Source organism: Komagataeibacter nataicola (genome assembly GCF_003207795.1).
Classification (GTDB): domain Bacteria; phylum Pseudomonadota; class Alphaproteobacteria; order Acetobacterales; family Acetobacteraceae; genus Komagataeibacter; species Komagataeibacter nataicola.
In genome coordinates, this window is the sequence record NZ_NIRT01000012.1 from 49,306 (window position 1) to 71,291 (window position 21,986).

The 21,986-nt window shown below is 63.5% G+C and carries 19 protein-coding genes; 8 read left to right on the plus strand and 11 right to left on the minus strand.

All coding sequences use genetic code 11. From position 1 onward, the window contains the following. The first annotated feature begins 19 nt into the window (after nt 1–19). Together prmC and CDI09_RS08735 are read left to right on the plus strand one after the other, a co-directional pair. Entirely contained in the window at nt 20–883 is an 864-nt protein-coding gene (prmC, locus tag CDI09_RS08730) for a peptide chain release factor N(5)-glutamine methyltransferase (protein ID WP_078524084.1), read from the plus strand. A gap of 283 nt (nt 884–1,166) precedes the next feature. Beyond that, nucleotides 1,167–1,712: a DUF4167 domain-containing protein gene (locus tag CDI09_RS08735; protein ID WP_236944587.1), complete on the plus strand. Its 546-nt coding sequence runs from the start codon at nt 1,167–1,169 to the stop codon at nt 1,710–1,712. Between the two features lie 45 nt (nt 1,713–1,757). Here the strand turns inward: CDI09_RS08735 and CDI09_RS08740 are convergent, their stop codons facing one another. Both CDI09_RS08740 and CDI09_RS08745 read right to left on the minus strand, forming a co-directional pair. Then, a complete protein-coding gene (locus tag CDI09_RS08740; protein ID WP_078524080.1) occupies nt 1,758–2,015 on the minus strand; it encodes a hypothetical protein in 258 nt (85 codons plus the stop codon). 31 nt (nt 2,016–2,046) lie between these two features. Continuing rightward, complete coding sequence (locus tag CDI09_RS08745) at nt 2,047–3,324, minus strand: adenosylmethionine--8-amino-7-oxononanoate transaminase (RefSeq protein ID WP_078524078.1); 1,278 nt, start codon at nt 3,322–3,324, stop codon at nt 2,047–2,049. Between the two features lie 61 nt (nt 3,325–3,385). On the opposite strand from CDI09_RS08745, the gene CDI09_RS08750 reads away from it, so the two are divergent. Genes CDI09_RS08750 through bioD form a run of 3 tightly spaced genes read left to right on the plus strand, consistent with a single transcriptional unit; the run spans nt 3,386 to nt 6,620 of the window. Further along, nucleotides 3,386–4,579, plus strand: coding sequence for an aminotransferase class I/II-fold pyridoxal phosphate-dependent enzyme (locus CDI09_RS08750; RefSeq protein ID WP_078524077.1), 1,194 nt, complete (start codon nt 3,386–3,388; stop codon nt 4,577–4,579). Beyond that, nucleotides 4,576–5,226, plus strand: a complete 651-nt coding sequence (locus tag CDI09_RS08755) for an alpha/beta fold hydrolase (RefSeq protein WP_078524075.1) — start codon at nt 4,576–4,578, stop codon at nt 5,224–5,226. Before CDI09_RS08750 ends, CDI09_RS08755 begins: the two co-directional genes overlap by 4 nt. After that, a complete protein-coding gene (gene bioD, locus CDI09_RS08760; RefSeq protein WP_078524073.1) occupies nt 5,223–6,620 on the plus strand; it encodes a dethiobiotin synthase in 1,398 nt (465 codons plus the stop codon). Before CDI09_RS08755 ends, bioD begins: the two co-directional genes overlap by 4 nt. A 78-nt stretch (nt 6,621–6,698) precedes the next feature. Here bioD and lexA read toward each other — a convergent pair whose 3' ends face one another. Continuing rightward, a complete protein-coding gene (lexA, locus tag CDI09_RS08765) occupies nt 6,699–7,370 on the minus strand; it encodes a transcriptional repressor LexA (protein ID WP_078524071.1) in 672 nt (223 codons plus the stop codon). A 117-nt stretch (nt 7,371–7,487) separates the two neighbouring features. Further along, nucleotides 7,488–8,696, minus strand: coding sequence for a molybdopterin molybdotransferase MoeA (locus CDI09_RS08770; RefSeq protein ID WP_078524070.1), 1,209 nt, complete (start codon nt 8,694–8,696; stop codon nt 7,488–7,490). A 160-nt stretch (nt 8,697–8,856) separates the two neighbouring features. Between CDI09_RS08770 and rpmG the strand changes: the two genes are divergently transcribed. After that, nucleotides 8,857–9,024: a 50S ribosomal protein L33 gene (rpmG, locus tag CDI09_RS08775; protein ID WP_007400522.1), complete on the plus strand. Its 168-nt coding sequence runs from the start codon at nt 8,857–8,859 to the stop codon at nt 9,022–9,024. A 181-nt stretch (nt 9,025–9,205) separates the two neighbouring features. Here the strand turns inward: rpmG and CDI09_RS08780 are convergent, their stop codons facing one another. Beyond that, entirely contained in the window at nt 9,206–9,535 is a 330-nt protein-coding gene (locus tag CDI09_RS08780; RefSeq protein ID WP_078524068.1) for an FtsB family cell division protein, read from the minus strand. A 59-nt stretch (nt 9,536–9,594) separates the two neighbouring features. Further along, a complete protein-coding gene (gene eno / locus CDI09_RS08785) occupies nt 9,595–10,875 on the minus strand; it encodes a phosphopyruvate hydratase (protein ID WP_078527626.1) in 1,281 nt (426 codons plus the stop codon). 138 nt (nt 10,876–11,013) lie between these two features. On the opposite strand from eno, the gene CDI09_RS08790 reads away from it, so the two are divergent. After that, nucleotides 11,014–11,499 (plus strand): DUF3429 domain-containing protein, encoded by a 486-nt coding sequence (locus CDI09_RS08790; protein WP_078524067.1) that lies wholly within the window; start codon nt 11,014–11,016, stop codon nt 11,497–11,499. A gap of 88 nt (nt 11,500–11,587) precedes the next feature. Here CDI09_RS08790 and CDI09_RS08795 read toward each other — a convergent pair whose 3' ends face one another. From CDI09_RS08795 to CDI09_RS08815, 5 genes are all read right to left on the minus strand, one after another. After that, nucleotides 11,588–13,909 (minus strand): xanthine dehydrogenase family protein molybdopterin-binding subunit, encoded by a 2,322-nt coding sequence (locus tag CDI09_RS08795; RefSeq protein ID WP_078524066.1) that lies wholly within the window; start codon nt 13,907–13,909, stop codon nt 11,588–11,590. Continuing rightward, on the minus strand, nt 13,902–14,375 hold the full coding sequence (locus tag CDI09_RS08800) for a (2Fe-2S)-binding protein (protein WP_061271735.1): 474 nt from the start codon (nt 14,373–14,375) through the stop codon (nt 13,902–13,904). Before CDI09_RS08800 ends, CDI09_RS08795 begins: the two co-directional genes overlap by 8 nt. 21 nt (nt 14,376–14,396) lie before the next feature. Continuing rightward, nucleotides 14,397–15,725, minus strand: coding sequence for a cytochrome c (locus CDI09_RS08805; protein ID WP_078524064.1), 1,329 nt, complete (start codon nt 15,723–15,725; stop codon nt 14,397–14,399). Between the two features lie 379 nt (nt 15,726–16,104). Beyond that, nucleotides 16,105–18,495 carry a glucose/quinate/shikimate family membrane-bound PQQ-dependent dehydrogenase gene (locus CDI09_RS08810; RefSeq protein ID WP_110571259.1) on the minus strand — a complete coding sequence of 797 codons (2,391 nt, stop codon included), beginning with the start codon at nt 18,493–18,495 and terminating at the stop codon, nt 16,105–16,107. Between the two features lie 137 nt (nt 18,496–18,632). Continuing rightward, the gene (locus CDI09_RS08815) at nt 18,633–20,114 is read right to left on the minus strand and encodes a mannitol dehydrogenase family protein (protein WP_078527624.1); all 1,482 of its coding nucleotides are present in this window, start codon (nt 20,112–20,114) and stop codon (nt 18,633–18,635) included. Between the two features lie 250 nt (nt 20,115–20,364). On the opposite strand from CDI09_RS08815, the gene CDI09_RS08825 reads away from it, so the two are divergent. Beyond that, a complete protein-coding gene (locus CDI09_RS08825) occupies nt 20,365–21,882 on the plus strand; it encodes a replicative DNA helicase (RefSeq protein WP_078524059.1) in 1,518 nt (505 codons plus the stop codon). Nucleotides 21,883–21,986: the final 104 nt, after the last annotated feature.

Genomic DNA, 21,986 nt, shown 5'->3' on the forward strand with positions numbered 1-21,986 from the left:
ATGACGGAAAGTACCGGCGATGAAAGATGCCACGACACCAGCGCCCATAAATTTACGTCATCTGTTGCATGACGCGACGCAGCAGTTGCATGCCGCAGGCATCGAGGCCCCCCAGCGCGAGGCCCGCCTGCTCGTGGCCCACGCGGCCCGCACCGACCTTGCCGGACTGCTGCGCATCGATACGCTGACCGACGCGGCCCATGCACGCTTTGCCCATATGCTGGCCCGTCGCCTGCGTTATGAGCCCATGGCCTATATTATCGGGCAGACCGGGTTCTGGTCGCTGGACCTTGTGGTGTCGCCTGCCACCCTCATCCCCCGTGCTGACACCGAAACCCTTGTCGAGGCCGTGCTCGACCACCTGCCTGATCGTAACGCCGCGTTACGCGTGCTTGATATCGGCACCGGCACGGGCTGTCTGCTTCTGGCCATTCTGGCGGAATATCCGCACGCCCATGGCACTGGCACAGACCTCAACCCGCAGGCGGCAGCACTGGCCAGCCTCAATGCCACGCGTAACGGACTGGCCGCGCGCAGCAATATGCTGTGCTGCAACTGGGCCGATGGGGTTGAGGGACCGTTCGATCTCGTGCTGAGCAATCCGCCCTATATTCCACATGCCGACCTCGCTACCCTCATGCCCGACGTGGTGGCCCATGAACCCGCGCGCGCGCTTGATGGCGGACCGGACGGGCTTATTGCCTACCGCGCCCTGGCCCGCGCATTGCCGGGCCTTCTGGCCCCCGGTGGCCTGGGTGTGCTGGAACTGGGCATTGGCCAGGACGGGAGCGTGCCCGCCCTCATGCGCGCGGCGGGGCTGGACGTTGTGGAAATACGCCCCGATCTTGGCGGAATAGGGCGGGCGCTGGTGGTGAAAAAATAATTTGGCAGAAAGAAAAGCGCAGGTTATATTGCCAAAACGCAGGGAAAACGAAAAGCGGGTTGATTGCTGTTCCATTCCCCGCGGGCGATCCCGATTGCAAAACACAAATACAGGCGACCCGAACCTTCAACAGGTTCCGCCACGCGCAGGGATCCGTGTCCGGTGTCGTACCGGACAACCAACATGGCAACAGACGGGACGGGCAGAGACCGCCCCACGGTCCAGGGCAGCGCCAGCGACCGGCAACAGGAAAGTGCTGCGACAGCTTATGAACATGAAACGCATGCGGAGCCGTCACCATCGTTCGGGCGGCAGCAGTGGCGGAACCGTACGCCATAATAATGGCCAGATCCCGTTGAACCGCAACCATGTATTTGACAGTAATGGCCCGGACCTGCGCGTGCGGGGCACGGCACAGCAGCTGTTTGAAAAATATCTGCAGCTTGGCCGTGATGCCAGCAGCAGTGGTGACCGCGTCATGGCGGAAGCCTATTTCCAGCATGCCGAACATTATTTCCGCATTCTCAACGCCATGACGCAGGCGGCACAGCAGAGCCAGCAGGAACGCCAGGAGCGCATGTCAAACCGGCAGCCGCGCCCCGTCGAGAACCGCCAGCCCAGCGATAATACTGCCGATGAACCCGCCGAGCCGACGGCCGAGCAGCCCGCCGTGATCGAGCCTGCGGAAACAGCCCCCCAGCCTACGATTGACGCCGCCCCGGAAGCCGCACCGGCCCCCGCGCCACGTGCTCCCCGCGCGCCACGCCGCAGCAGCCGCGCCAAGCCCGCCGCAGGCAAGAAGGAAGAACTGGAATCCACCCCGTCCTGATAAACGGGCCAACCCCCGCCAGCCCTGCTGCGGGGGGTCTTTCATTCAGGTGGCCGGCTTGACCAGCCGCCAGACCTTGCGCTTGCGGCCATCGCTTGCTTCCGGCGCGTCTTCTACCGTGACCAGCCCCTGATTGCGCAGTGCCTGCAGGGCCAGACGGGCATGATAGGTGCCGAGTTCAGGAAACAGGTCACCAATTTCCTTGACGGAACGCGCCTGACCATCCGACAGGATCTTCAGTACGATCTGCCGCTTGCTGTCATGATTTGTCATGCGCCAGGATCTGTGCTGAAAAAAAGTCATATGCTTCCTTACCAGATCAGTCCCTGATGGCCTAGCGCTGATCCGGGAGCAAACCGCCCAGAACCGTGCGGATTGCGGTGGCAAGGCGGCTGAGTTCGACTGGCGTAATGGTGAAAGCAGGCGTCAGGTAAACGATATTACGGAAGGGCCGTACCCATACCCCCTGTGCGATCAGGGCGGTCTTGAGCGCATTCATGTCACGTATGCGGTCAAGTTCCACCACGCCGATGGCCCCCATGACACGCACATCAACCACATGGGGCAGGGCGCGGCAGGGTTCGAGTTCGGTCCGCATCTGCGCTTCGATACGGGCCACCTGCTGCAGGCGGGGTTCGGTTGCAAACAGGTCGAGCGAGGCATTGGCGCAGGCGCATGCCATGGCATTGGCCATGAAGGTCGGCCCATGCATGAGCGCATGCAGCGGATCATCGGACAGGAAGGCCTCGAACACATGCCTGCGCGCCACCGTGGCCGCCAGCGCCATCGTGCCTCCGGTCAATGCCTTTGAAAGGGTTATGATGTCCGGCACGATGTTCGCCTGCTCGCAGGCGAACATCGTGCCGGTGCGGCCAAAGCCGGTAAAGATCTCATCAAGGATCAGCAGCACGCCATGGCGGTCGGCCAGGGTGCGCAGGTTGCGTAGCACCTGCGGCGTATGAAACAGCATGCCGCCCGCGCCCTGCACCAGCGGTTCGGTAATGATGGCGGCAATGCTGCCTGCGTGTTGTGCCAGCAGGGCATCAAGGGCTGCGGTGCTGGCGGCATCGACCGGCAGATCGGCAATGAAATGCTCGGGCAGCGCGCCGTTATACAGGCCGTGCATCCCTTCCTCCGGGTCGCACACGGCCATGGTGGCCATCGTGTCACCATGGTAGCCACCGCGGAAGGCCAGCAGCCTGGTTCGCCCCGTCTGGCCCTGGTTGAGCCAGTACTGGATGGCCATCTTCATCGCCACCTCGACCGCGACCGAGCCGGAATCCGTAAAAAATACCCGCTCCAGGTCACCGGGGAGCAGGCTAGCAAGGCGGCTGGCCAGCGTCAGGGCGGGTTCATTGACCAGGCCGCCAAACATGACATGCGGCATGCGCTCGAGCTGACCTGCCACCGCAGCGCGGATATGGGGATGGTTGTAGCCGTGGCAGGCGGTCCACCACGAGGCGATGCCATCAAGCAGTTCCGTGCCATCGGCCAGCGTGATGGTGCAGCCCTGCGTGCGCATGGCGGGGAGCGGGGGCAGGGCGGTCTGCATCTGCGCGTAAGGTAGCCAGACATGCTGCATGCCTCGCTCCAGCCATTCAGGTCCACACATGCGCTGTCTCCGTGATATTGCATTGGCGGGATTGACCGGGGCGGCAGGCTCCGGCAGGAGAATGCGCTTCATGGCCTGTTTCGACACCCTTTTCCAGACCGCGCTCGACCACATGGCGCAGCGCCATATCCGCCGCGTGCTGCGCCCCGTGCGCCACAGCGGGCCGGTAACCGTTATCCGTGACGGACGCGAACTGGTCAATTTCTCATCCAACGATTACCTCGGCCTGTCACATCACCCGGCCCTTGCCGCCCGCGCGGCGCAGTGGCTGCATGAGGACGGGACAGGGGCTGGCGCCTCGCGGCTGGTGACCGGCACCAGTGCGAAGCATATGGCGGTGGAAGCACGTCTCGCCGCCTTCAAGGGGGCCGAGGCGGCGCTGTTGCTGGCCAGCGGGTGGCAGGCCAATGCATCAGTGCTGGCGGCCATATTGCGGCTGGCGACCGAGCAGGGCGCGCCCCCGCTTGTTTTTGCCGATCGCCTGAACCATGCCAGCCTGCACCAGGGCTGCATGGCGGCAGGCGTGCGGCAGATCCGCTTCCGGCACAACGACCTCAATCATCTGGAAAGCCTGCTGATCCGCCACGCAGATGATCCGGGCCTGCGGATCATCGTGACGGAAAGCGTGTTCAGCATGGATGGCGACCGCACCGACATCGCCCGGCTGAGCACACTGGCGCGGCAACATGGCGCCTTCACCTACGTGGATGAAGCCCATGCCACCGGCGTGCTCGGCCCGCAGGGGCGGGGCCTGTGCGCGGGGCATGAAATCGATCTGGTCATGGGCACGTTCAGCAAGGCGCTGGGCGGGTTTGGTGCGTTTGTAACCGGCTCGCGCGCCCTGTGTGACTGGCTGGTCAATGCCTGTTCGGGCTTCGTGTTCACCACCGCCCCGCCGCCTGCCATGCTCGGCGCGATGGACGCGGCCCTTGAATGCGTGCCCCATCTGGATGAAGAGCGCACCCGGCTGGCCCGCAACGCCGCGCATATCCGCGACGTGGTGCGGGGCTGCGGCCTGTCGCCCGAGCCATCGACCACGCAGATCGTGCCGATCATGCTGGGTGATGCCGCGCGCGCCCTGCGCTTTGCCGCAAGCCTCGAGGCGCAGGGCCTGCTTGCCGCCGCCATACGCCCGCCTACGGTGCCGCCCAATGGCAGCCGCATCCGCCTTGCGCTGAGTGCCGCTCATACCGACGGCATGATCGACCAGCTTGCCACAGCCATTCCGCTGGCCCTGCACCAGAGTGCGTCATGAGCGCCACCCTGCCGCTGGCCCTCGTGCATGGCTGGGCCTTTGATCCCGCGTTCTGGAGCGCGACCCGCACGGCCCTTGGCAGGGCACGGACGCGTTGCCTCGACTTTGGATTCTTTGCGCCCCACGCCCATATGGAACTGCCGCAGGAACCCTATATCGGAGTCGGGCACTCACTTGGTACGCTATGGCTTCTGCGTCACCATGGGCCATTGTGCCGGGGCATGATCCTGATAAACGGTTTCAGCCGGTTCGGGGCCGGGCCGGACTTTACAGCCGGGATCGGCCGGCGCGTGATCGAACGCATGCGCCAGGGGCTGCTGCGTGCGCCACAGGGACTCCTGCACAGCTTCCGCCTGCGCGCGGGCATTGATGCGCCGGTTCCTGAACCGATTCAGCGCGACCGGCTGGAAACCGGGCTCGAAGCCCTGATGGATATGGATTGCCGGGCCGACCTGAACCGCACGACATGCCCGGTTCACGTCATGGCGGGTACGCAGGATGCCATTGCGCCCCCCGCACTGACCGAGGCCTGCTTTGCTGCCCGGCCAGTTGAATGGGTGGAAGGAGGGCACCTGCTGCCGCTCACGCATGCCACGGCCTGTGCCAATGCCATTACTACCATGGCCAGACGGATGATGTCATCATGACGCGCAAGGACAGCATTGCCGCCCGTTTCGATACGGCGCAGGACTACGAGCAGGCGGCCCGCATCCAGCGCATTGCCGCCACTGAACTGGCCCGGCGCATTGCAGTCAGCATGGCGCCCCATGCCCCGCGCCGCATTCTGGAAATTGGCTGTGGCACCGGCTTTCTGACCCGTGAACTGCGCCGCCTGTTCCCGCAGGCCCATATCACCGCCACCGATATCGCCCCTGGCATGCTGCAACGCCTTGCCCGGCGCATGCCCGATGATGACCAGCTTGTGCTGCACCGCATGGATGGCGAGGCGCCAGATCTGACCGGCCCGTTCGACCTGATCTGCTCCAGCCTGGCCATGCAGTGGTTTACCGACCGCAAGGCGGCACTCGCCGCACTGGCCCGGCTGCTGGTGCCGGGGGGGCACATGGCGCTGGCAACCCTGTGCGCGGACAGCTTTCGCCAATGGCGAACGGCCTATCAGGCCGTGGGCAGGGTATGCCCCATGGCTAATTATCCGTCCTGCACGAAACTGCAGGCTGAATGGCCGGATTGTGGCGCAGGCCTGTGGCAAGACGCTGAAATCATCGATACGCCTGCTTCACCACTGGCCTTCGTGCGCGAGCTCCGCGCTATTGGCGCAACCCATACGGACGTTCCCCAGACGGATGGCCTGCGGCGCGTACTGGCTGCGGCAGGCGCGGCGGATGCGCCTTTTGCCATATCGTATCACGTGGCGTACGGGCTGTTCCATCGCAGGCCATGGCCCGGCGTGTTTGTGACCGGTACGGATACGGATGTTGGCAAGACCGTAGCTTCGGCCGCCCTGGTGCGGGCCTGGAACGCCGCTTACTGGAAGCCCCTGCAGAGCGGCACGGATGATGCGCCATCCGATAGCATGAGCCTGCGCCACCTGGCCGGCCCTGATGCCACGCGGCTTTATCCGTCCGCGGCGAGTTTTGGGGCTTCCCTCTCGCCCGAGGACGCGGCCCGGCAGGCCAATGCCCGCATTGACCCCGCTGCCATCGCCCTGCCACGTCACGATCCCTCAGCAGGTCCGGTGGTGGTGGAAGGAGCGGGGGGCGTGTTTGTTCCGATTGCGCCCGATTACCTGATGATCGACCTGATGGTGCGGCTCGCGCTGCCTGTGGTGCTGGTTGCGCGCAGCACGCTGGGCACGATCAACCACACGCTGCTCAGCCTTGCCGCCCTGCGCGCGCGCGGGCTGCATGTGGCAGGCGTGATCCTGAACGGTCCGCTCGAACCCGTGGGGCGTGATGCCATCATACGCCACGGGCAGGTCCGTATTCTGGCGCAGTTCCCGCCCATAACCCCCATGGGGCCGGAAGCGGTGGCGCAACTCGCGGCCCTGCTGCCACCGTGGCGTGACATCGTGCAGTCATGAGAACGCCGCCTTTTTGAAAAAAGGCGGCTCCCCAAAACACTTACTGATTTTTTACAGGCTGGCAGCGGGCCGTAACCTTTAATAGCGGCGGATCAGGCCTGCCAGCGTGCCCTGTATGTACACACGCCCCGCCGGAAAAACCCGGGTATCATAGGCACTATTGGCCGGGATCAGCGCAATTTCGTTCCCCTGATGGCGGATGCGCTTGAGGGTCACCTCATCGCCATCAATCAGCGCCACTACGATCTCTCCATCGTTTGCATGGTTCTGCTCACGGATGATGACCATGTCACCATCAAGAATACCGGCTTCCTCCATCGAGTTGCCCGTTACTTCCAGCGCGTAATGGCTGGCCTTGCCCAGCATGTCGGCGGGCACGGTGATGCGGGTGGTCTCGGGGGTTATGGCCTCGATGGGATTGCCTGCGGCGATACGCCCCACGAAAGGCACGTCCATTACCGCGCCGGGCATCTCGGGGGCGGGCAGATCCGGCGCGGGCTGGGGCGAATCGGCAGGGCGGGGCGGGGGCGCATCAATATCGGGCAGGCGCAGGATCTCGAGCGCACGGGCCCGATGATGCCTGCGGTGCAGGAACCCACGCTCCTCCAGCGCCGAAATGAGGCGATGAATGCCAGACTTCGAGCGCAGGCCGAGCGCATCCTTCATTTCATCGAAGGAGGGGGAAAAGCCCGTGCGGCGCAGATGACCATCGATAAACAGCAAAAGCTCATGTTGTTTCTTGGTGAGCATGCCGCATGTCCTTTTGCCGTGAGCAGCGCCGCCGATGCGGAAACGCTATGGAACAAATCAAAAACCTGTTCCGTGTTCTATATTGGTTCCCCCTTTCGCGTCAACCGGCATTCCGGCCTATGCAAAGACGTGATCGATACGGATCACGGCGCATGCATCGCCCGCGCGGGCTGCTGGCGCATGCGGCGCGCGCAGCACGAGCGCCTGACTTTGCGCCAGCACGTGCAGCATGGCCGAATCCTGCACGGGGAAGGGCGTTGCCACCAGGCGGCCCTGCGCATCATGTGCAAGGGTTGCGCGCAGGTGGTCCATACGCTGGTCGTTTTCCGGCACGTCGCAGCCAAGGATGGCCTGGACCGGCGGTTCGATGGCCTGTGCCAGCCCGGCCATGCGCCGCAGGGCGGGCAGCACGAACACGATGGAACACACGAATGCCGCAACCGGGTTGCCTGGCAGGCCGATAAAGGGCAGGCGGCCCAGATGGCCCGACATCAGCGGGCGGCCCGGCCGCATGGCAATCTTCCAGAAATCGGTTTCAAGCCCCACCTGTTCCAGCCCGCGCCGCACCAGGTCGTGGCTGCCCACGCTGGCCCCGCCCGCGGTCAGCAGCATGTCCACGCCATCAATCATGCGCTCCAGCGTTGCCACATCGGCCATGTCATCGCGCAGTACCGGCAGCATGACCGGCTCGGCGCCCACGGCGCGCAGCAGGGCGGCAAGCATGGGGGTATTGGCGTTGGCGATCTGGCCCGCACCAATGGCGCTGCCGGGCAGGAGCAGTTCATCGCCCGTGGCGGCAATGGCCACGCGCGGGCGGCGGGCAACCTGCACCCACGCATTGTTGGCCGCTGCCGCCAGCCCCACATCGCGTGCCGACAGTCTCTGGCCTGCGGGCGCAAGCATCTGCCCCGCTGCAAAATCCTGCCCCTTGCGGCGCACATAGGTGCCAGGCGCCAGCGTGTGCGTGGTGTGCACGCTGCTGCCCTCGCGTTGCGCATTCTCCTGTATCAGCACGGCATCCGTGCCTGCGGGCATGACGCTGCCGGTAAAAATCCGCACGCACTGCCCGGGGCCAGCCGTGCCGGTAAAGGGGTGGCCCGCAGGGGCCTCGGCAATGCAGGCAAGCGTTACTCCGCCCGCCGAAAGATCCGCCGCACGCACGGCGTAGCCATCCATGGACGAAACATCGGCTGGCGGGTTGAACAGCCCCGCCATGATGGGGGCCGCGCTTACGCGCCCACAGGCATCGGTCAGGGCCACGACCTCGGCTGGCAGGGGGAAAACCCCTTCCAGAATCCGCTCACGGGCTTGCGCTACACTCAACATCGGGCACGGCACTCCATTTTTTTTGCCATTCTGGGGCGATTCCAGCAGAAATATTGGTCAAGGCGCTTGACCTGAGCCTTGTGTATGCGCATTTTCCGCCAACTTGAACCACTGCTGCACCTGAGTGTTCCAGCAGCGGCGGAGCAGTGCTGAGGATATCATGGCCAAGAGCAACACCATTCAGATCAAACTCGTCTCCACGGCGGACACGGGCTACTTCTATGTGACCAAGAAGAATGCCCGCGCCCAGACTGGCAAGATGGAACTGCGGAAATATGACCCCGTCGCGCGCAAGCACGTGGCCTTCCGCGAAGCGAAGATCAAATAATCTCCCGACTTGTGGAGATGAAAAAACCCCGGCAGGTTTTCCGCCGGGGTTTTTTTGTATCTGTGGCCCATCGGGGCAAAAGTTTTTCCAGGTACCACCACTTTTTTTCGGACCGGCAGCATCTGGTGAAGCATCTTGAAAAAAGCTTCACCATTTTAAGAGAATTGAGCCGCCAGCCGTTTCAGTACAGATGGTCATGTTCCGCGTAAGGCACGACAATCTCGTCCTGGCGCGCAAGGTTCTGCATGGAGCGGGCGCGTTCATCGAGCAGATCGGTGTCGAGCGCGCCTTCCTTGAGGCCGCGCACGCGGCGCAGCCACACTTCCTGCTCGGCCGTGGCGTCCTTCTGGGCGGCGTGGGCCTCATCAAGCAGGTGCAACTGCGTGGCGTAGCTGTGCAGCCCATGCTCGCCGCGCATGACGTTCCAGCCAAAATAGGCCGTCAGCCCGATGAACAGGGCAGGGGGAATGGTCGCCCGCATCACACGTTTCGCGATCTTGACTACCTGCACTCCATTTCCCCTTTCCGTATTCTCAATCCGGACGGGCTTAACCCGCCCGGAGCAGCATGTCACCCGTTCTTGAGAATCGTGCGCCCGGCATAGCGCGCCGCCGTGGCCAGTTCGTTCTCGATACGGATCAGCTGGTTGTATTTTGCCGTGCGGTCGGAGCGCGACAGCGAGCCGGTCTTGATCTGCCCGCAATTTGTCGCAACCGCCAGATCGGCGATTGTGCTGTCTTCCGTCTCGCCCGAGCGGTGGCTCATCACGGCCGTGTAGCCCGCATGCTGGGCCATCTGCACGGCTTCGAGCGTCTCGCTCAGCGTGCCGATCTGGTTGACCTTGACCAGCAGGGAGTTGGCCACGCCCGCCTTGATGCCCCGGCGCAGGCGGTCGGGGTTGGTCACAAACAGGTCATCCCCCACCAGTTGCAGCTTGTGGCCCAGATTGGCGGTCAGTTCAGCCCAGCCTTCCCAGTCGTCTTCCGCAAGGCCATCCTCGATGGAGATGATGGGGTAGCGGGCGGAAAGATCGGCCAGATAGGCAACCATGCCGGCGGCATCGAGGCTCTTGTCCTCGCCTGCCAGTTCGTAACGGCCATTTTTGTAGAACTCGGTGGCCGCGCAATCGAGGGCGAAGGTCACGTCATCACCCGGCTTGTAGCCTGCCGCCTCGACCGCGCGCATCATGAAGCCAAGCGCTTCATCCGCTGATTTCAGCGCCGGGGCAAATCCGCCTTCATCGCCCACATTGGTGTTGTAGCCAGCGCCCGACAGGCTCTTCTTGAGCTGGGCAAAGATTTCAGATCCCATGCGGATGGCGTCCGTGACCGTGGGGGCGCCCACGGGCTGGATCATGAATTCCTGAATATCGATCGGGTTATCAGCATGCTGGCCGCCATTGATGATGTTCATCATCGGCACGGGCAGGGTGCGGGCGTATACGCCGCCCACGTAGCGGTAGAGCGGGGTCTGGAGTTCTTCCGCCGACGCCTTGGCTACCGCGAGCGACACGCCAAGAATGGCGTTCGCACCCAGGCGGGCCTTGTTGGGGGTGCCGTCAAGGTCGATCATCGCCTCGTCAATGGCGACCTGATCGGTCGATTCCACGCCCTGCAATGCTTCAAGGATTTCGCCTTCGACATTGGCCGCGGCCTTGAGCACCCCTTTGCCGCCATAGCGCTTGGGGTCGCCGTCACGCAGTTCCACGGCTTCATGCGCGCCGGTTGAAGCGCCTGACGGCACGGCAGCGCGGCCCTTGGCGCCCGATGCCAGTTCAACATCCACCTCGATGGTGGGATTGCCCCGGCTGTCGAGAATTTCGCGGGCGATGATATCGATAATGGCGCTCATGGTATCTGTTTCCTCAGATTTGACATTATGGGGATACCGCATGCCACCGGCACGCATATCCTCCTCCACGATAACAGATGCAACGCATCATGCCAGAGTAGGCTATGCACACAGCACAAGATATTAGGAGAACCTGCCGTGAAACGCCTGCCGCTGCTTGCCATAGTTACCGCACTGGCCAGCCTGCTGCCACTGTTTGGCTGCACCTGCGCGATCCTGTTCCTTTCACCCGACCACACCCCGCGCCTGCTGACCGCTGCCGTGGGCTATGGCGCGGTGATGCTGTCTTTCCTCGGCGCGGTGCACTGGGGTATGGCGCTGGAGCAGCCTGACATCATACCCGCTGGCGGCACGCAGCGCCTGACCAACCTGCGGCTCGTACTTGGCGGCCTGCCGGCTTTTATTGGCTGGATCGGGCTATGCGCCGCCACCGTGCAGGAACTCGCCGGTCTCATGACGTTGATCGCGGGGTTTGCAGCCACAATCGTGGTGGAGCGTGTGGCCTGGCGGCAGGGCGCCATGCCACGGGGCTACATGACGGTGCAGTGGTTTGTCATCTGCCTGGCGGAGCTGTGCTTCGTGGCGATTCTGGCTGCCTGCATGGGCATGCGTCCCGGCGGCTGAGGGGCGCGCCGCATATCGCGCAGGCCATTAAAAAAGCCCGGCATGCAGGCGCATGCCGGGCTTTTTCATTGCATCCGGGTGCTAGAGATCAGCTTCCCTGCAATCCGCGCAGCACATCGGCCGGGCGCACCGGCATATGGCGCAGGCGCACGCCCACGGCGTTGAAGATGGCGTTGCCAATGGCAGGCCCCACCACCGTCGTGCCCGGCTCACCAAGACCCATGGGTTTTTCGGTGCTGGGCAGGAACTCGATGTCCATCTCCGGCGTATCGGCAATACGCAGCGGGGTATAGGTGTTCAGGTTCCGGTCCACGGGCATGCCGTTCACGATTTCCGTGTTCTCAAACAGGACCATGCTCAGGCCCCACAGCGCCGCGCCCTCGGTCTGGGCTTTGGCGCCATCGGGGTCAACCACGGTGCCCGCATCGACCACGATGGTCAGCTTCTGGCAGGTGACCACGCCGGTGCTGCGGTCAACATGCACCTGCGCCACGCAACCGATCCAGGTCGGCATGCCGCGTTCCTGCCCCGCCGTGGTGGCCAGACCGAATGCGGTATCCTTGGGCAGGGTGGTCTTGCCCCAGTTCACCTTTTCCATCAGGCGGCGGACAACGGCGGCCTGGCGCAGCGCGCCGCCCACGGAATCCGGCGCTTCGCCCTTGTTGCGGCCCTGTGCGGTCAGCAGGTCAAGGCGGAACTGGGCGGGGTCTTTTTTCTGGCGGTGCGCGACCTCGTCGAGGAAGCACTCGATCCCCCAGCTGGTCCAGCCGGGGCTGACCGAACGCAGCCAGCCGGGGCGGAAGGTCTTTTCCGCCAGGTCATTGCGCAGCGCGCGCACCCGGAAGGCCCCAACCTCATACCAGTGGTCACCACCGGCAATGGCGAACTGGTCATAAGGCTTGCCGTCCACGCCCTTTTCCATGAAGGCCTGCGCCATCACGCCCGTGGGCCAGCCCGCGGCGGCCTGGTAGTCCATGCCCGTGATCCTGTCGCTGCCATCAAACGCCATGCGCACGCGCTGGACGGAAGGCGAGCGGAAGGAGTCGAACTGCATGTCGTCCGAGCGGGTCAGGATCAGCTTGACCGGCTTGCCACCAAGCGCCTTGGAGGCGAGGGCGGCGGGGATCATGTAGTCACCGTTGAGGCGGCGGCCAAAGCCCCCGCCAAGCAGGTAGCTGCGCAGGATCACCTTGCTCTCGGGCACCTGCAGCGCCTTGGCCAGCGTGGGCAGGATCAGGCTCTGCCACTGGTTGCCGGCATGGATTTCGTACACGCCGTCCTTCTCGAAGGCGACGGCATTGGTCGGCTCAAGCTGGTAGTGCAGCACGGATGCGCAGGTATATTCCTGCTCCATGACCGTATGCGCGCTGCTGAAGGCCTGGTCCACGCCGTCATCATTGAAGATGTAGACGCCGCCATCCCTGTTCTTGATCAGCTCGCGGCCACGGTCCTGAATGTCCGCCTCGGATGTGTGGATGGTCTCGCCCGGCGTCCACTCAACCTTCAGCGCATCCGCCGCGCGGATGGCGGCGCTGTAGGTCCTGGCCAGCACTACGACCCAGCCCTGTACCACCTCGGACGGATCCTCGATGATCAGGTAGCGCTCATAGCCCTTGATCTTCTTGGCGTCCGTATCATCAACGGAGCGCACCTTCGAGCCATAACGGGTGGGCGGCATCTTGGGGCGGGCATAGACCATGCCCTCCACCTTGACGTCGATGCCATAGATGGCGGTGCCGTTGGTCTTGGCCGGAATGTCCAGCGCCTTGATCTCGGCATTGCCGATCAGGCGGCGTTCGCTCGCGGGCTTGAGCGGCAGCTTGGCCATTTCCTCAGGCGTGAAGGAGTGCGACGGATGGCCCTTGGCCACGATATCGCCAAAGCTGATCTGCTTGGTGCCAGCCGACACGATGCCATTGGCCACCGTGCACCTGTCAGGTGTCGTGCCAAGCAGGCGGGCGGCTTCCTCGACCAGCGCGGTGCGGGTTGCGGCGCCAGCCTGGCGAAACACGTCCCATGTCATCCACACCGACCAGCTGCCGCCGGTCACCATCAGGCCCCATTTGGGGTCGGTGTCCACGTAGTTGATGCGGACCTTGCTCCAGTCGGCTTCCATCTCGTCCGCAATGATGCGGGCGAGGGCGGTGCCGATATGCTGGCCCATCTCCGCGCGGATGATGTTGACCGTGATCTCGCCATCGGGCGCAATCGAGCACCAGATGGTCGGTTCGAACGCGCCATCACCCGGCAGCGCCCTGTCGAGCGGGAAAATCTGGTTGGCCGCAGCCGGACGCGCGAAGCCGAACATGACCCCGGCGCCAAGCGAGGTGACAAGAAAGCCACGACGCGACAGGCTGGTCTGCTCACGGCGCCCATCCTTGCCCAGGCGGAAGCGGTTTAATCTACCCATTTGATGCATCTCCGCGTGCGTTGGCCGCGGCCTTCTTGATGGCCTCACGAATGCGAATATAGGTCATGCACCGGCACAGGCTGCCTGCCATGACGGCATCGATTTCCTCATCCGTGGGAGAGGGGTAATCCTTCAGCAGGCTCACGGCCTGCATGATCTGCCCGGACTGGCAGTAGCCGCATTGCGGCACCTGGATCTCGCGCCAGGCCTGCTGCACGGGGTGGTTACCCTCGGGGTCGATGCCTTCGATCGTGGTGATGTCGGCACCTTCTGCCGCGCTGACTGGCGTCACGCACGAGCGGGTGGCCCGGCCACCGATATGGATGGTGCACGCACCACACATGCCGATGCCACAACCGAATTTTGTTCCGGTCAGGCCAACTTCATCACGGATGACCCACAGCAGGGGTGTATCATCCGGCACGTCAACGGTTACGTCTCGTCCATTGAGGCGAAAGGTCGTCATGTTCTAGCTCCGTCTTTCAGCTCAATGGGACGACGCGACAGGCGGCGTGGGCAGGGTCTTGCGCACTTCGGCGGCCTTCTTTTCCAGATCGCTCCACGGCGGCAGGGTCGTGCGCGTGGCGCGCAGGTAGGTTGCCAGCCGGGCAAGGTCCGCATCCGAGAAGGAATGGTAGAAACTGGGCATCGACACCGTGGAAATGCCTTCCGTCGTGCCAATGCCGCGCAGGATCACCTGGAACAGGTTGGTCGGCTCATCGAGCCACAGCGCGTTGTTCAGCGCGAGGTCGGGGCGGCCTTCAACCGGCTGCGGGCCGGCATTGGCGTGGCAGGCGGCACAGGCGCCGGCATAGAGCTTGGCGTTCGGGTTGACCTGCGGGCCGACCAGATCCTTCATCGAGGCCTTCATGGCCCATGCAAGGGCCTTGGGGTCCTGGCTGACACGGGTTGAGGCGTGATCGATCTCGGCCAGGTAATGGGCGATGGCATGCACGTCGGATTCCGGCATCTCGCTCAGGCCGCCATGCACCACGGGGGACATCGGGCCCGCCGCACTGCCATGCAGCGGCGCGGAACCAAAGCGCAGGTATTTGAAATACTCGTCCTCGGTCCAGACCACAGGGGTCGGGTTATGCTCGTTGAGCGGGGGGGCGATCCAGTTATCGACCGGGGCGCCATCATAAGGCGCGCTGGCCTTTTCAGCCCCCATCAGGTTACGCGGCGTGTGGCACGCCGAGCAGTGGCTCAGGCCCTCGGCGAGGTACGCGCCACGGTTCCACTCGGCATCCTGGGCCGGATTGTTCTTGAGCGGCCCTTCATGCAGGAACAGGAGTTTCCAGCCCGCCTGCTCGAGGCGGATGTTGAAGGGGAAGCCTACCGTGTTGTCACGCTTGACCGAATGCACCGGCGCACGCGTCATGAGGAAGGCATAGACCGCGTCGATGTCCTCATCCGTCATGTGCGTGAAGTGATCGAACGGGAAGGCGGGGAAGAGCTGCGTGCCATCACGCGAGATGCCCTTGCGCATGGCGCGCTTGAAGGCGGCTTCCGACCAGTGGCCGATGCCTGTCTCGGGGTCGGGCGTGATGTTGGAGGAGAAGATGGCGCCAAAGGGCGTATCCATCTTGTAGTCACCTGCAAGCTCGACGCCGCGCACGCCATCGGTGCGGGTATGGCACTCCGCGCAGTAGCCGCCAGCGGCCAGCACGCGCCCGCGCTCGATCTGGGCGGCGGAGAAGGTGGAGGGAGGAGGCGGTGCAACCGGCGCAATGGCCGGATACCATGCATAGGCCAGGAACCCGACGCCACCGGCGACACCGATCCCCACAATCGCTGCTGCAATACGTTTAATCACGATGTTCTCGCGGTTGTGAAAGTCATCATATCACCCCGTATCATCCGCCCGGTTCCAGTGCCGTCATGGCGCGAAACACAGGAGGCGGCGCAACATTGCGCCCCCTCCGAAGCACCGGAACTGCCGGATGTGCGGGAACATCGGCGCCACGGCGGAAACTTTAGTATTACCGTTTCCTAATCAAGCCGTTCGGGCGCGCGTAAGATCAAAGCGATGATAAGACTTATTTGATTTCCTGCTTAATGCGGGAAATCCCTGCAAAACCGTGGATAATGGTTTGCAGGGTGGCCTGTCTGAGCAGCATCTATATACAGATGAATATAGATGTGACGGGCAATGTCAAGCCGGGGAAGGAGAAAATCCTTCCCCGGCGCGGGCCTCAGTTTCCGTCAGGCAGGCTGTAGGCGACGATGTAGTCGCCAAGCTTGGTGCCAAACGAGCCGTGGCCGCCATCGGCGGTAACGATGTACTGCTTGCCATCGACCGCATAGGTCATGGGTGTGGACTGGCCACCGGCGGGCAGGCGGTCCTGCCACAGCACCTGGCCGTTCGTCACGTCATAGGCGCGGATGTAGTAATCGAGCGTCGAGGTCAGGAAGGCCACGCCGCCTGCCGTGGTGAGCGGACCGCCAAGGCTGGGCACGCCCATCTTGATGGGCAGGGGCAGCGGTGCGCTGTCACGGATCGTGCCGTTGCGGTGCTTCCACACGATCTTGTTGGTGCGCAGGTCGATGCCCGACATGTAGCCCCAGGCGGGCTGCTTGCACGGCAGGCCAAACGGCGAGAGGAACGGATGGAGGTCCACACCATAAGGCACGCCAAACTGCGGCTGCACGCCACTTTCTGAGCCCGAGGGCAGGGACTTGTCAGGGGTTGCCGGGTTGTTCGGTCCGCGCGGGATCAGCCTGGATACGAACGGAATGGCGATGGGGTTGGCAATCGCGATCTGGCGCACGGGGTCAACCGCAAGTCCGCCCCATTCGAACATGCCCAGATTGCCGGGGAAGACCAGCGTGCCCTGCAGTGAAGGCGGCGTGAACGTGCCATCATAGCGCAGGCGGTGGAACATGATGCGGCAGACCAGCTGGTCATACATCGTGCCGCCCCACATGTCGGCATCGGTCAGGAGCTTGCTGGGGCGGAAGGTCAGCTGCGAGAAGGGCTGCGTGGGCGAGAGATGATCGCCCGGCGCTGCTCCCTGCGGCACGGGGCGCTCGGGGGCGGGCACCACGAGCTGGCCGTTGCGCCGGTCGAGCACGAAGATGTTGCCGGTCTTGGCCGGGGCATACAGGGTGGGAATGATCTCGCCCTGCTCGTTGCGGATATCGACCAGGCTGGGCTGGGCTGGGATATCCATGTCCCACAGGTCATGGTGCACGGTCTGGTAGGACCAGACCAGTTTGCCGGTGGAGGCGTTCAGCGCCACGATGGAGCTTGCATAGCGCTCGGCATCCGCACCACGGTTGCCGCCCCAGATATCGGGTGTCTGTACGCCCATGGGGATGTAGATCAGGTCGAGCTTGGCGTCATAGGATGACGTGATCCACGAATTGGGGGAGTTGGGCACGAAAGTGTGGTGCTCGGACGGCATCTCGTTCGGGTCGGGATTGCCCGGGTCGAACGCCCATTTCAGCGCGCCGGTATGCACGTCAAAGCCACGCGTCACACCTGAAGGCTCATGCGTGGAATAGTTGTCGGTCACGGCGCCGGACACGATCACGGTGGTATCGGTCACGACCGGGGGGGATGTGGGCTCGTAAAAGCCCAGCGTCTTGACCGGCATGCCATCCTGCAGGTTCACCACGCCATTATTGCCAAAGCTGGCGCAGCGCGCACCGGTTGCAGCATCAAGCGCGAAAAGCTGGCCATCATTGGTGGGCAGGAAAATGCGGCGCGCGCATTCGACCGGGCTGGCTGCCCCATCCGCCGCCTGTGCGTCATCCGCCCTGTCTTCATGGTAGGACACGCCACGGCAGGTCAGGTGCTGGAAGGTGGGGTTGTAGGCCAGCTTGGGGTCAAACTTCCACCGCTGCTGGCCGGTCTTCGCATCGAGCGCGAACAGGATCTGGTGGGGGGTGCACAGGTAGAGCGTATCACGGATCTTGATGGGCGTGACCTCATCGGTGATTTCACCGGGGTCATTGGGGCCGCGCAGGTCGCCGGTGCGGAACGTCCAGGCCACCTTCAGCTTGCTGACATTGCTGGCATTGACCTGCTTGAGCGGAGAGAACCGGTCACCGAACTGCGTGCGGCCATAGGCCTGCCAGTCCTCATCGGGCATCTGGTGGGCATCGCCCGGCTCGGGGGCGTTCTGCGCCACGGGCGGCAGGTTGCCCGCGATATCCTGCGGGTCCTGCGTCAGGGCGGCGCCAACCACAACCACTGCGGCGGCAATCGCACCGAACAGGGGCAGACGGGTGGCGGGGCCGGCAGGGTGCAGGTGGCGTGTGACCCACGGCAGGGCAAGCACGATGCCGATGGGCACCAGAATATCCCCACGCGGGGCCAGCGCCCAGAAATCAAACCCGGCTTCCTGCACCGCCCATACCATCGTGCCGAGCAGGAGCACGGCATAGACCGTAAGCGCCATGGCCTGCCGCCGTAACAGCAGCACGGCCGTGGCCAGCAGCAGCACACCGGCGACAACATAATAAAAGGAGCCGCCGATGAGACACAGCCATAGCCCGCCTCCCAGCAGGTAGAGACCTGTCAGGGCGCAGACGGCAATGGCCGCAGCGAGAAGGGGAGCCGAGCGTATAAGGCTATTCATAAGTTTTCCTGATTACCGTGATACAATCCGAACATTTTCAATGAGAAAACGTAGGACACGTCATCAGGTCAAGCCCAAACTTTATGAATAAATCGTGTGTCGTAATATTTCAGGGGGTTGGTTTCCTCCCTGAATGACTATTCCCCGGTGGATACAACCTCGCGCAATGTGGCATGGGTTCCCCGGTCACGAACGGACTGGCGCAACGCCAGGTAGCGCTGCACGAAAACCGCACTTTCCCGCAGATCCCAGCCTGCAAAGGCGGTCATGTCCAGCGCATCTTCAAGATGTGCCGAGGCCGCCCTGAGCCGGTCTTCATCAGTCAGGTGAGGCTCGATCACATCATAGACTGTGCCTTTATCATCACGCCCGCGTAAATATTCCGCATAACACGCAACCACGAAGGCGATGCGCTCCACCGGGCGGTGATGGTCGATCACGCCCATGGCGGTGCTCTTGATGAACATGGACAGCTTGGAGGTGCTGTCAAAGGCAATGCGCAGCAACTGGTCGCTGATCGCCTTGTTGCGGAAACGGTGCAGCAGCCGCCTGCCATAGTCCCTCAGCGCCATGCCCGGGGGCGCATGCAGCAGGGGTTCGGCATCAAAGGCCAGATACTGCTCGACGAGCGAGACCTCGTTCAGGTCGAGCATGATCTCGCTGACAAACCGGTAGCCCGACAGCACGCCCGAAAGTCCGAGCAGCGAGTGGGAGGCATTGAGCATGTGCAGCTTCACCGCCTCATAGGGCTCGACATTATCGGTAAACTGCACGCCCACGGCATCGAGTTCCGGGCGGCCTGCGCAGAATTTGTCCTCGACGACCCACTGGATGAAATCTTCGCAGAAAACGGGGATACGGTCATCCAGCCCGCTTTCGGCATCAAGGCGTTTGACATCCTCGGGGTGCACGGCAGGGGTTATGCGGTCCACCATGGTGCAGGGGAAGGTGACGTTCTCCTCCATCCACTGCGCCAGCTCCGCGTCACGCGCCCGCGCCCAGCCGAGGAAGGCCGCGCGCGCCACATGGCCATTCTGGGGCAGGTTGTCGCACGACAGGATGGTGAACGGACCGGCACCACTCTCGCGCCGCTGGCGCAGCGCCTCGGTCAGCAGGCCGAATACCGTGTGCGGCACGTCGCGCTTCAGGTCTTCGGCAATGACGGGGTGATCGAGGGGAAAGACGCCGTTTTCATCAATATAGTAGCCGCCCTCGGTTACGGTCAGGCTGACAATGCGGATGGCGGGGTCGGCGATGCGGGCGATGGTGGCGGCCCGGTCGGCGGGGGCGTACATATACTCCGTAATGGAGCCGATCACGCGCACCTCGTTTGGCGCGTCGGGGGCGCATTCGGTCAGGGAATACAGGCCATCCTGCGCTTCCATGTCCTGCGCTTTGAGCGCCTCGTGAGGGGTTTCCATCAGGCCGACGCCCAGCAGGCCCCAGCCCGCCTGGCCAGCCCGCGCGAGCACACGGTCGATATAGACGGCCTGGTGAGCACGATGAAAGTTGCCAACGCTGATATGCGCGATGCCGGGCGTTACCTTGCTGCGGTCATAGGCAGGCACCACGATCTCGGGCGGCAGGTGGGGCAGGGAGGTGTTGTTAAGTGGGGTCATGACCATATTCCACGGAAAGGATTTTTCGACGCCTAATCAGAAAAGACCCATGCGGCAACCCGCCTTCACGGGTGTCTGGCGCCTGTCCGCCCGCGGGGCATGGGCAAAAATCGCGCTACCCCGTGCGCTGATCCGCAGCCGGGTGGAAAACATGTTTTTTATTATGCCACGCGGGAGAGGGTGGCCTGCTGGCGCGGTCATGCATAATCATCTCTTCCGGCGCAGCCATCTGATCGGATAGAAGGAAGGGGTGAATACCATCCAGAATCCTCCCTCCGCTGAGTCCCGCCAGCCGGACTCGCTCCTTGGCGTGTCGCAGCGCCTGCCGCCTGCCAACCTGCAGGCCGAGCAGGCGCTGCTGGGCGCGTTGCTGACCAACAACAAGGCCTATGATCGTGTTTCCGACTTCCTGACCGGCGCGCATTTTGCCGATGAGATCAACGGGAAGATCTATGATGCGATTTCGCAGCATATCGAAGAAGGCAAGCTGGCCGATCCGGTCACGCTGCGCATCTATTTCCAGAACACCGGCGTGCTCGACCCCGTAGGCGGCACGGCCTATCTGGCCAAGCTGCTGACATCGATGGTCGGCATCATCAACGCTGCTGACTACGGGCGCGTGATCCATGATGCCTGGATCCGCCGCCAGCTGATCGATATCGGGCAGGACGTGGTGAACAACGCCTTTGGCGCGCGCCCCGACCTTGATGGCCCCGACCAGATCGCCGCCAGCGAGGAAGCACTGTTCCGCCTGGCCACCGAGAAGGGGCAGGATGGCGGCTTCCTGTCCTTTGACCGCGCCCTGGCCGATGCGGTCAAGATTGCCCAGCACGCCTTTGACCGCGATGGCGACGTGGTGGGCCTGACCACCGGGCTGCGTGACCTCGACAAGAAAACCGGTGGCCTGCACCCATCCGATCTGCTGATTCTGGCCGGGCGCCCCGCCATGGGCAAGACGGCGCTCGCCACCAAGATCGCGTTTTCCGCCGCGCGTTCGCTCATGCAGGCCGCGCGTGATGCCGAGGATGATGCCAAGCCCAAGGGCTCGGTGGCCATCTTCTCGCTGGAAATGTCGGCCGAGCAGCTGGCCACCCGTATCCTGTCCGAGCAGTCCAGCGTCTCGGGCGAGAAAATTCGCCGTGGCGAACTGGTGCAGAAGGAATTCGACCGCTTTGTGCAGGTCAGCCGCGAACTGTCGCAACTGCCGCTGCATATTGACGATACGCCCGCCATCACGCTCTCGGCCATGCGCACGCGCTGCCGCAGGCTGGCGCGCACCAAGGGGCTGAGCCTCGTGGTGGTCGATTACCTGCAGCTCATGCGGCCCTCGGTCGGCACCAAGGCTGACAACCGCGTGCTCGAAATCTCCATGATTACGCAGGGGCTCAAGGCGCTGGCCAAGGAACTGTCGGTGCCGGTCATTGCGCTGTCACAGCTGTCGCGCCAGGTGGAGAGCAGGGAAGACAAGCGGCCGATGCTGTCGGATCTGCGTGAATCCGGCTCGATCGAGCAGGACGCCGATGCGGTGATGTTCGTCTATCGCGACCAGTACTACCTCCAGCAGCGCCAGCCCAAGGAAACCTCCTACGACTCAGTAGACAAGTACCAGACTGCGATGGAGGAATGGCAGCGCAAGATGGATCTGGCCCATAACCGCGCCGAGCTGATTCTGGAAAAGCAGCGTCATGGCCCGACAGGGACGGTGAACCTGTTCTTCGAAGGTGAGTTCACGCGCTTTGGCGATCTCGACATGTTCCACGACGCTTAAGGGAAGGGTGAAAGTGATGCGCCGTGTCCGCGCGGCGCATCACCGTGGCGCATCGGCCACACGATGTACGACGTGGCTGGCTGGGACAGTAATGTGCACAAAAC

Coding starts and splice junctions, on each gene's coding strand:
- prmC (WP_078524084.1), top strand. CDS start 20: ATGAAAGATGCCACGACACCAGCGCCCATAAATTTACGTCATCTGTTG.
- CDI09_RS08735 (WP_236944587.1), top strand. CDS start 1,167: ATGCGGAGCCGTCACCATCGTTCGGGCGGCAGCAGTGGCGGAACCGTA.
- CDI09_RS08740 (WP_078524080.1), bottom strand. CDS start 2,015: ATGACTTTTTTTCAGCACAGATCCTGGCGCATGACAAATCATGACAGC.
- CDI09_RS08745 (WP_078524078.1), bottom strand. CDS start 3,324: ATGTGTGGACCTGAATGGCTGGAGCGAGGCATGCAGCATGTCTGGCTA.
- CDI09_RS08750 (WP_078524077.1), top strand. CDS start 3,386: ATGCGCTTCATGGCCTGTTTCGACACCCTTTTCCAGACCGCGCTCGAC.
- CDI09_RS08755 (WP_078524075.1), top strand. CDS start 4,576: ATGAGCGCCACCCTGCCGCTGGCCCTCGTGCATGGCTGGGCCTTTGAT.
- bioD (WP_078524073.1), top strand. CDS start 5,223: ATGACGCGCAAGGACAGCATTGCCGCCCGTTTCGATACGGCGCAGGAC.
- lexA (WP_078524071.1), bottom strand. CDS start 7,370: ATGCTCACCAAGAAACAACATGAGCTTTTGCTGTTTATCGATGGTCAT.
- CDI09_RS08770 (WP_078524070.1), bottom strand. CDS start 8,696: ATGTTGAGTGTAGCGCAAGCCCGTGAGCGGATTCTGGAAGGGGTTTTC.
- rpmG (WP_007400522.1), top strand. CDS start 8,857: ATGGCCAAGAGCAACACCATTCAGATCAAACTCGTCTCCACGGCGGAC.
- eno (WP_078527626.1), bottom strand. CDS start 10,875: ATGAGCGCCATTATCGATATCATCGCCCGCGAAATTCTCGACAGCCGG.
- CDI09_RS08795 (WP_078524066.1), bottom strand. CDS start 13,909: ATGGGTAGATTAAACCGCTTCCGCCTGGGCAAGGATGGGCGCCGTGAG.
- CDI09_RS08800 (WP_061271735.1), bottom strand. CDS start 14,375: ATGACGACCTTTCGCCTCAATGGACGAGACGTAACCGTTGACGTGCCG.
- CDI09_RS08810 (WP_110571259.1), bottom strand. CDS start 18,495: ATGAATAGCCTTATACGCTCGGCTCCCCTTCTCGCTGCGGCCATTGCC.
- CDI09_RS08815 (WP_078527624.1), bottom strand. CDS start 20,114: ATGACCCCACTTAACAACACCTCCCTGCCCCACCTGCCGCCCGAGATC.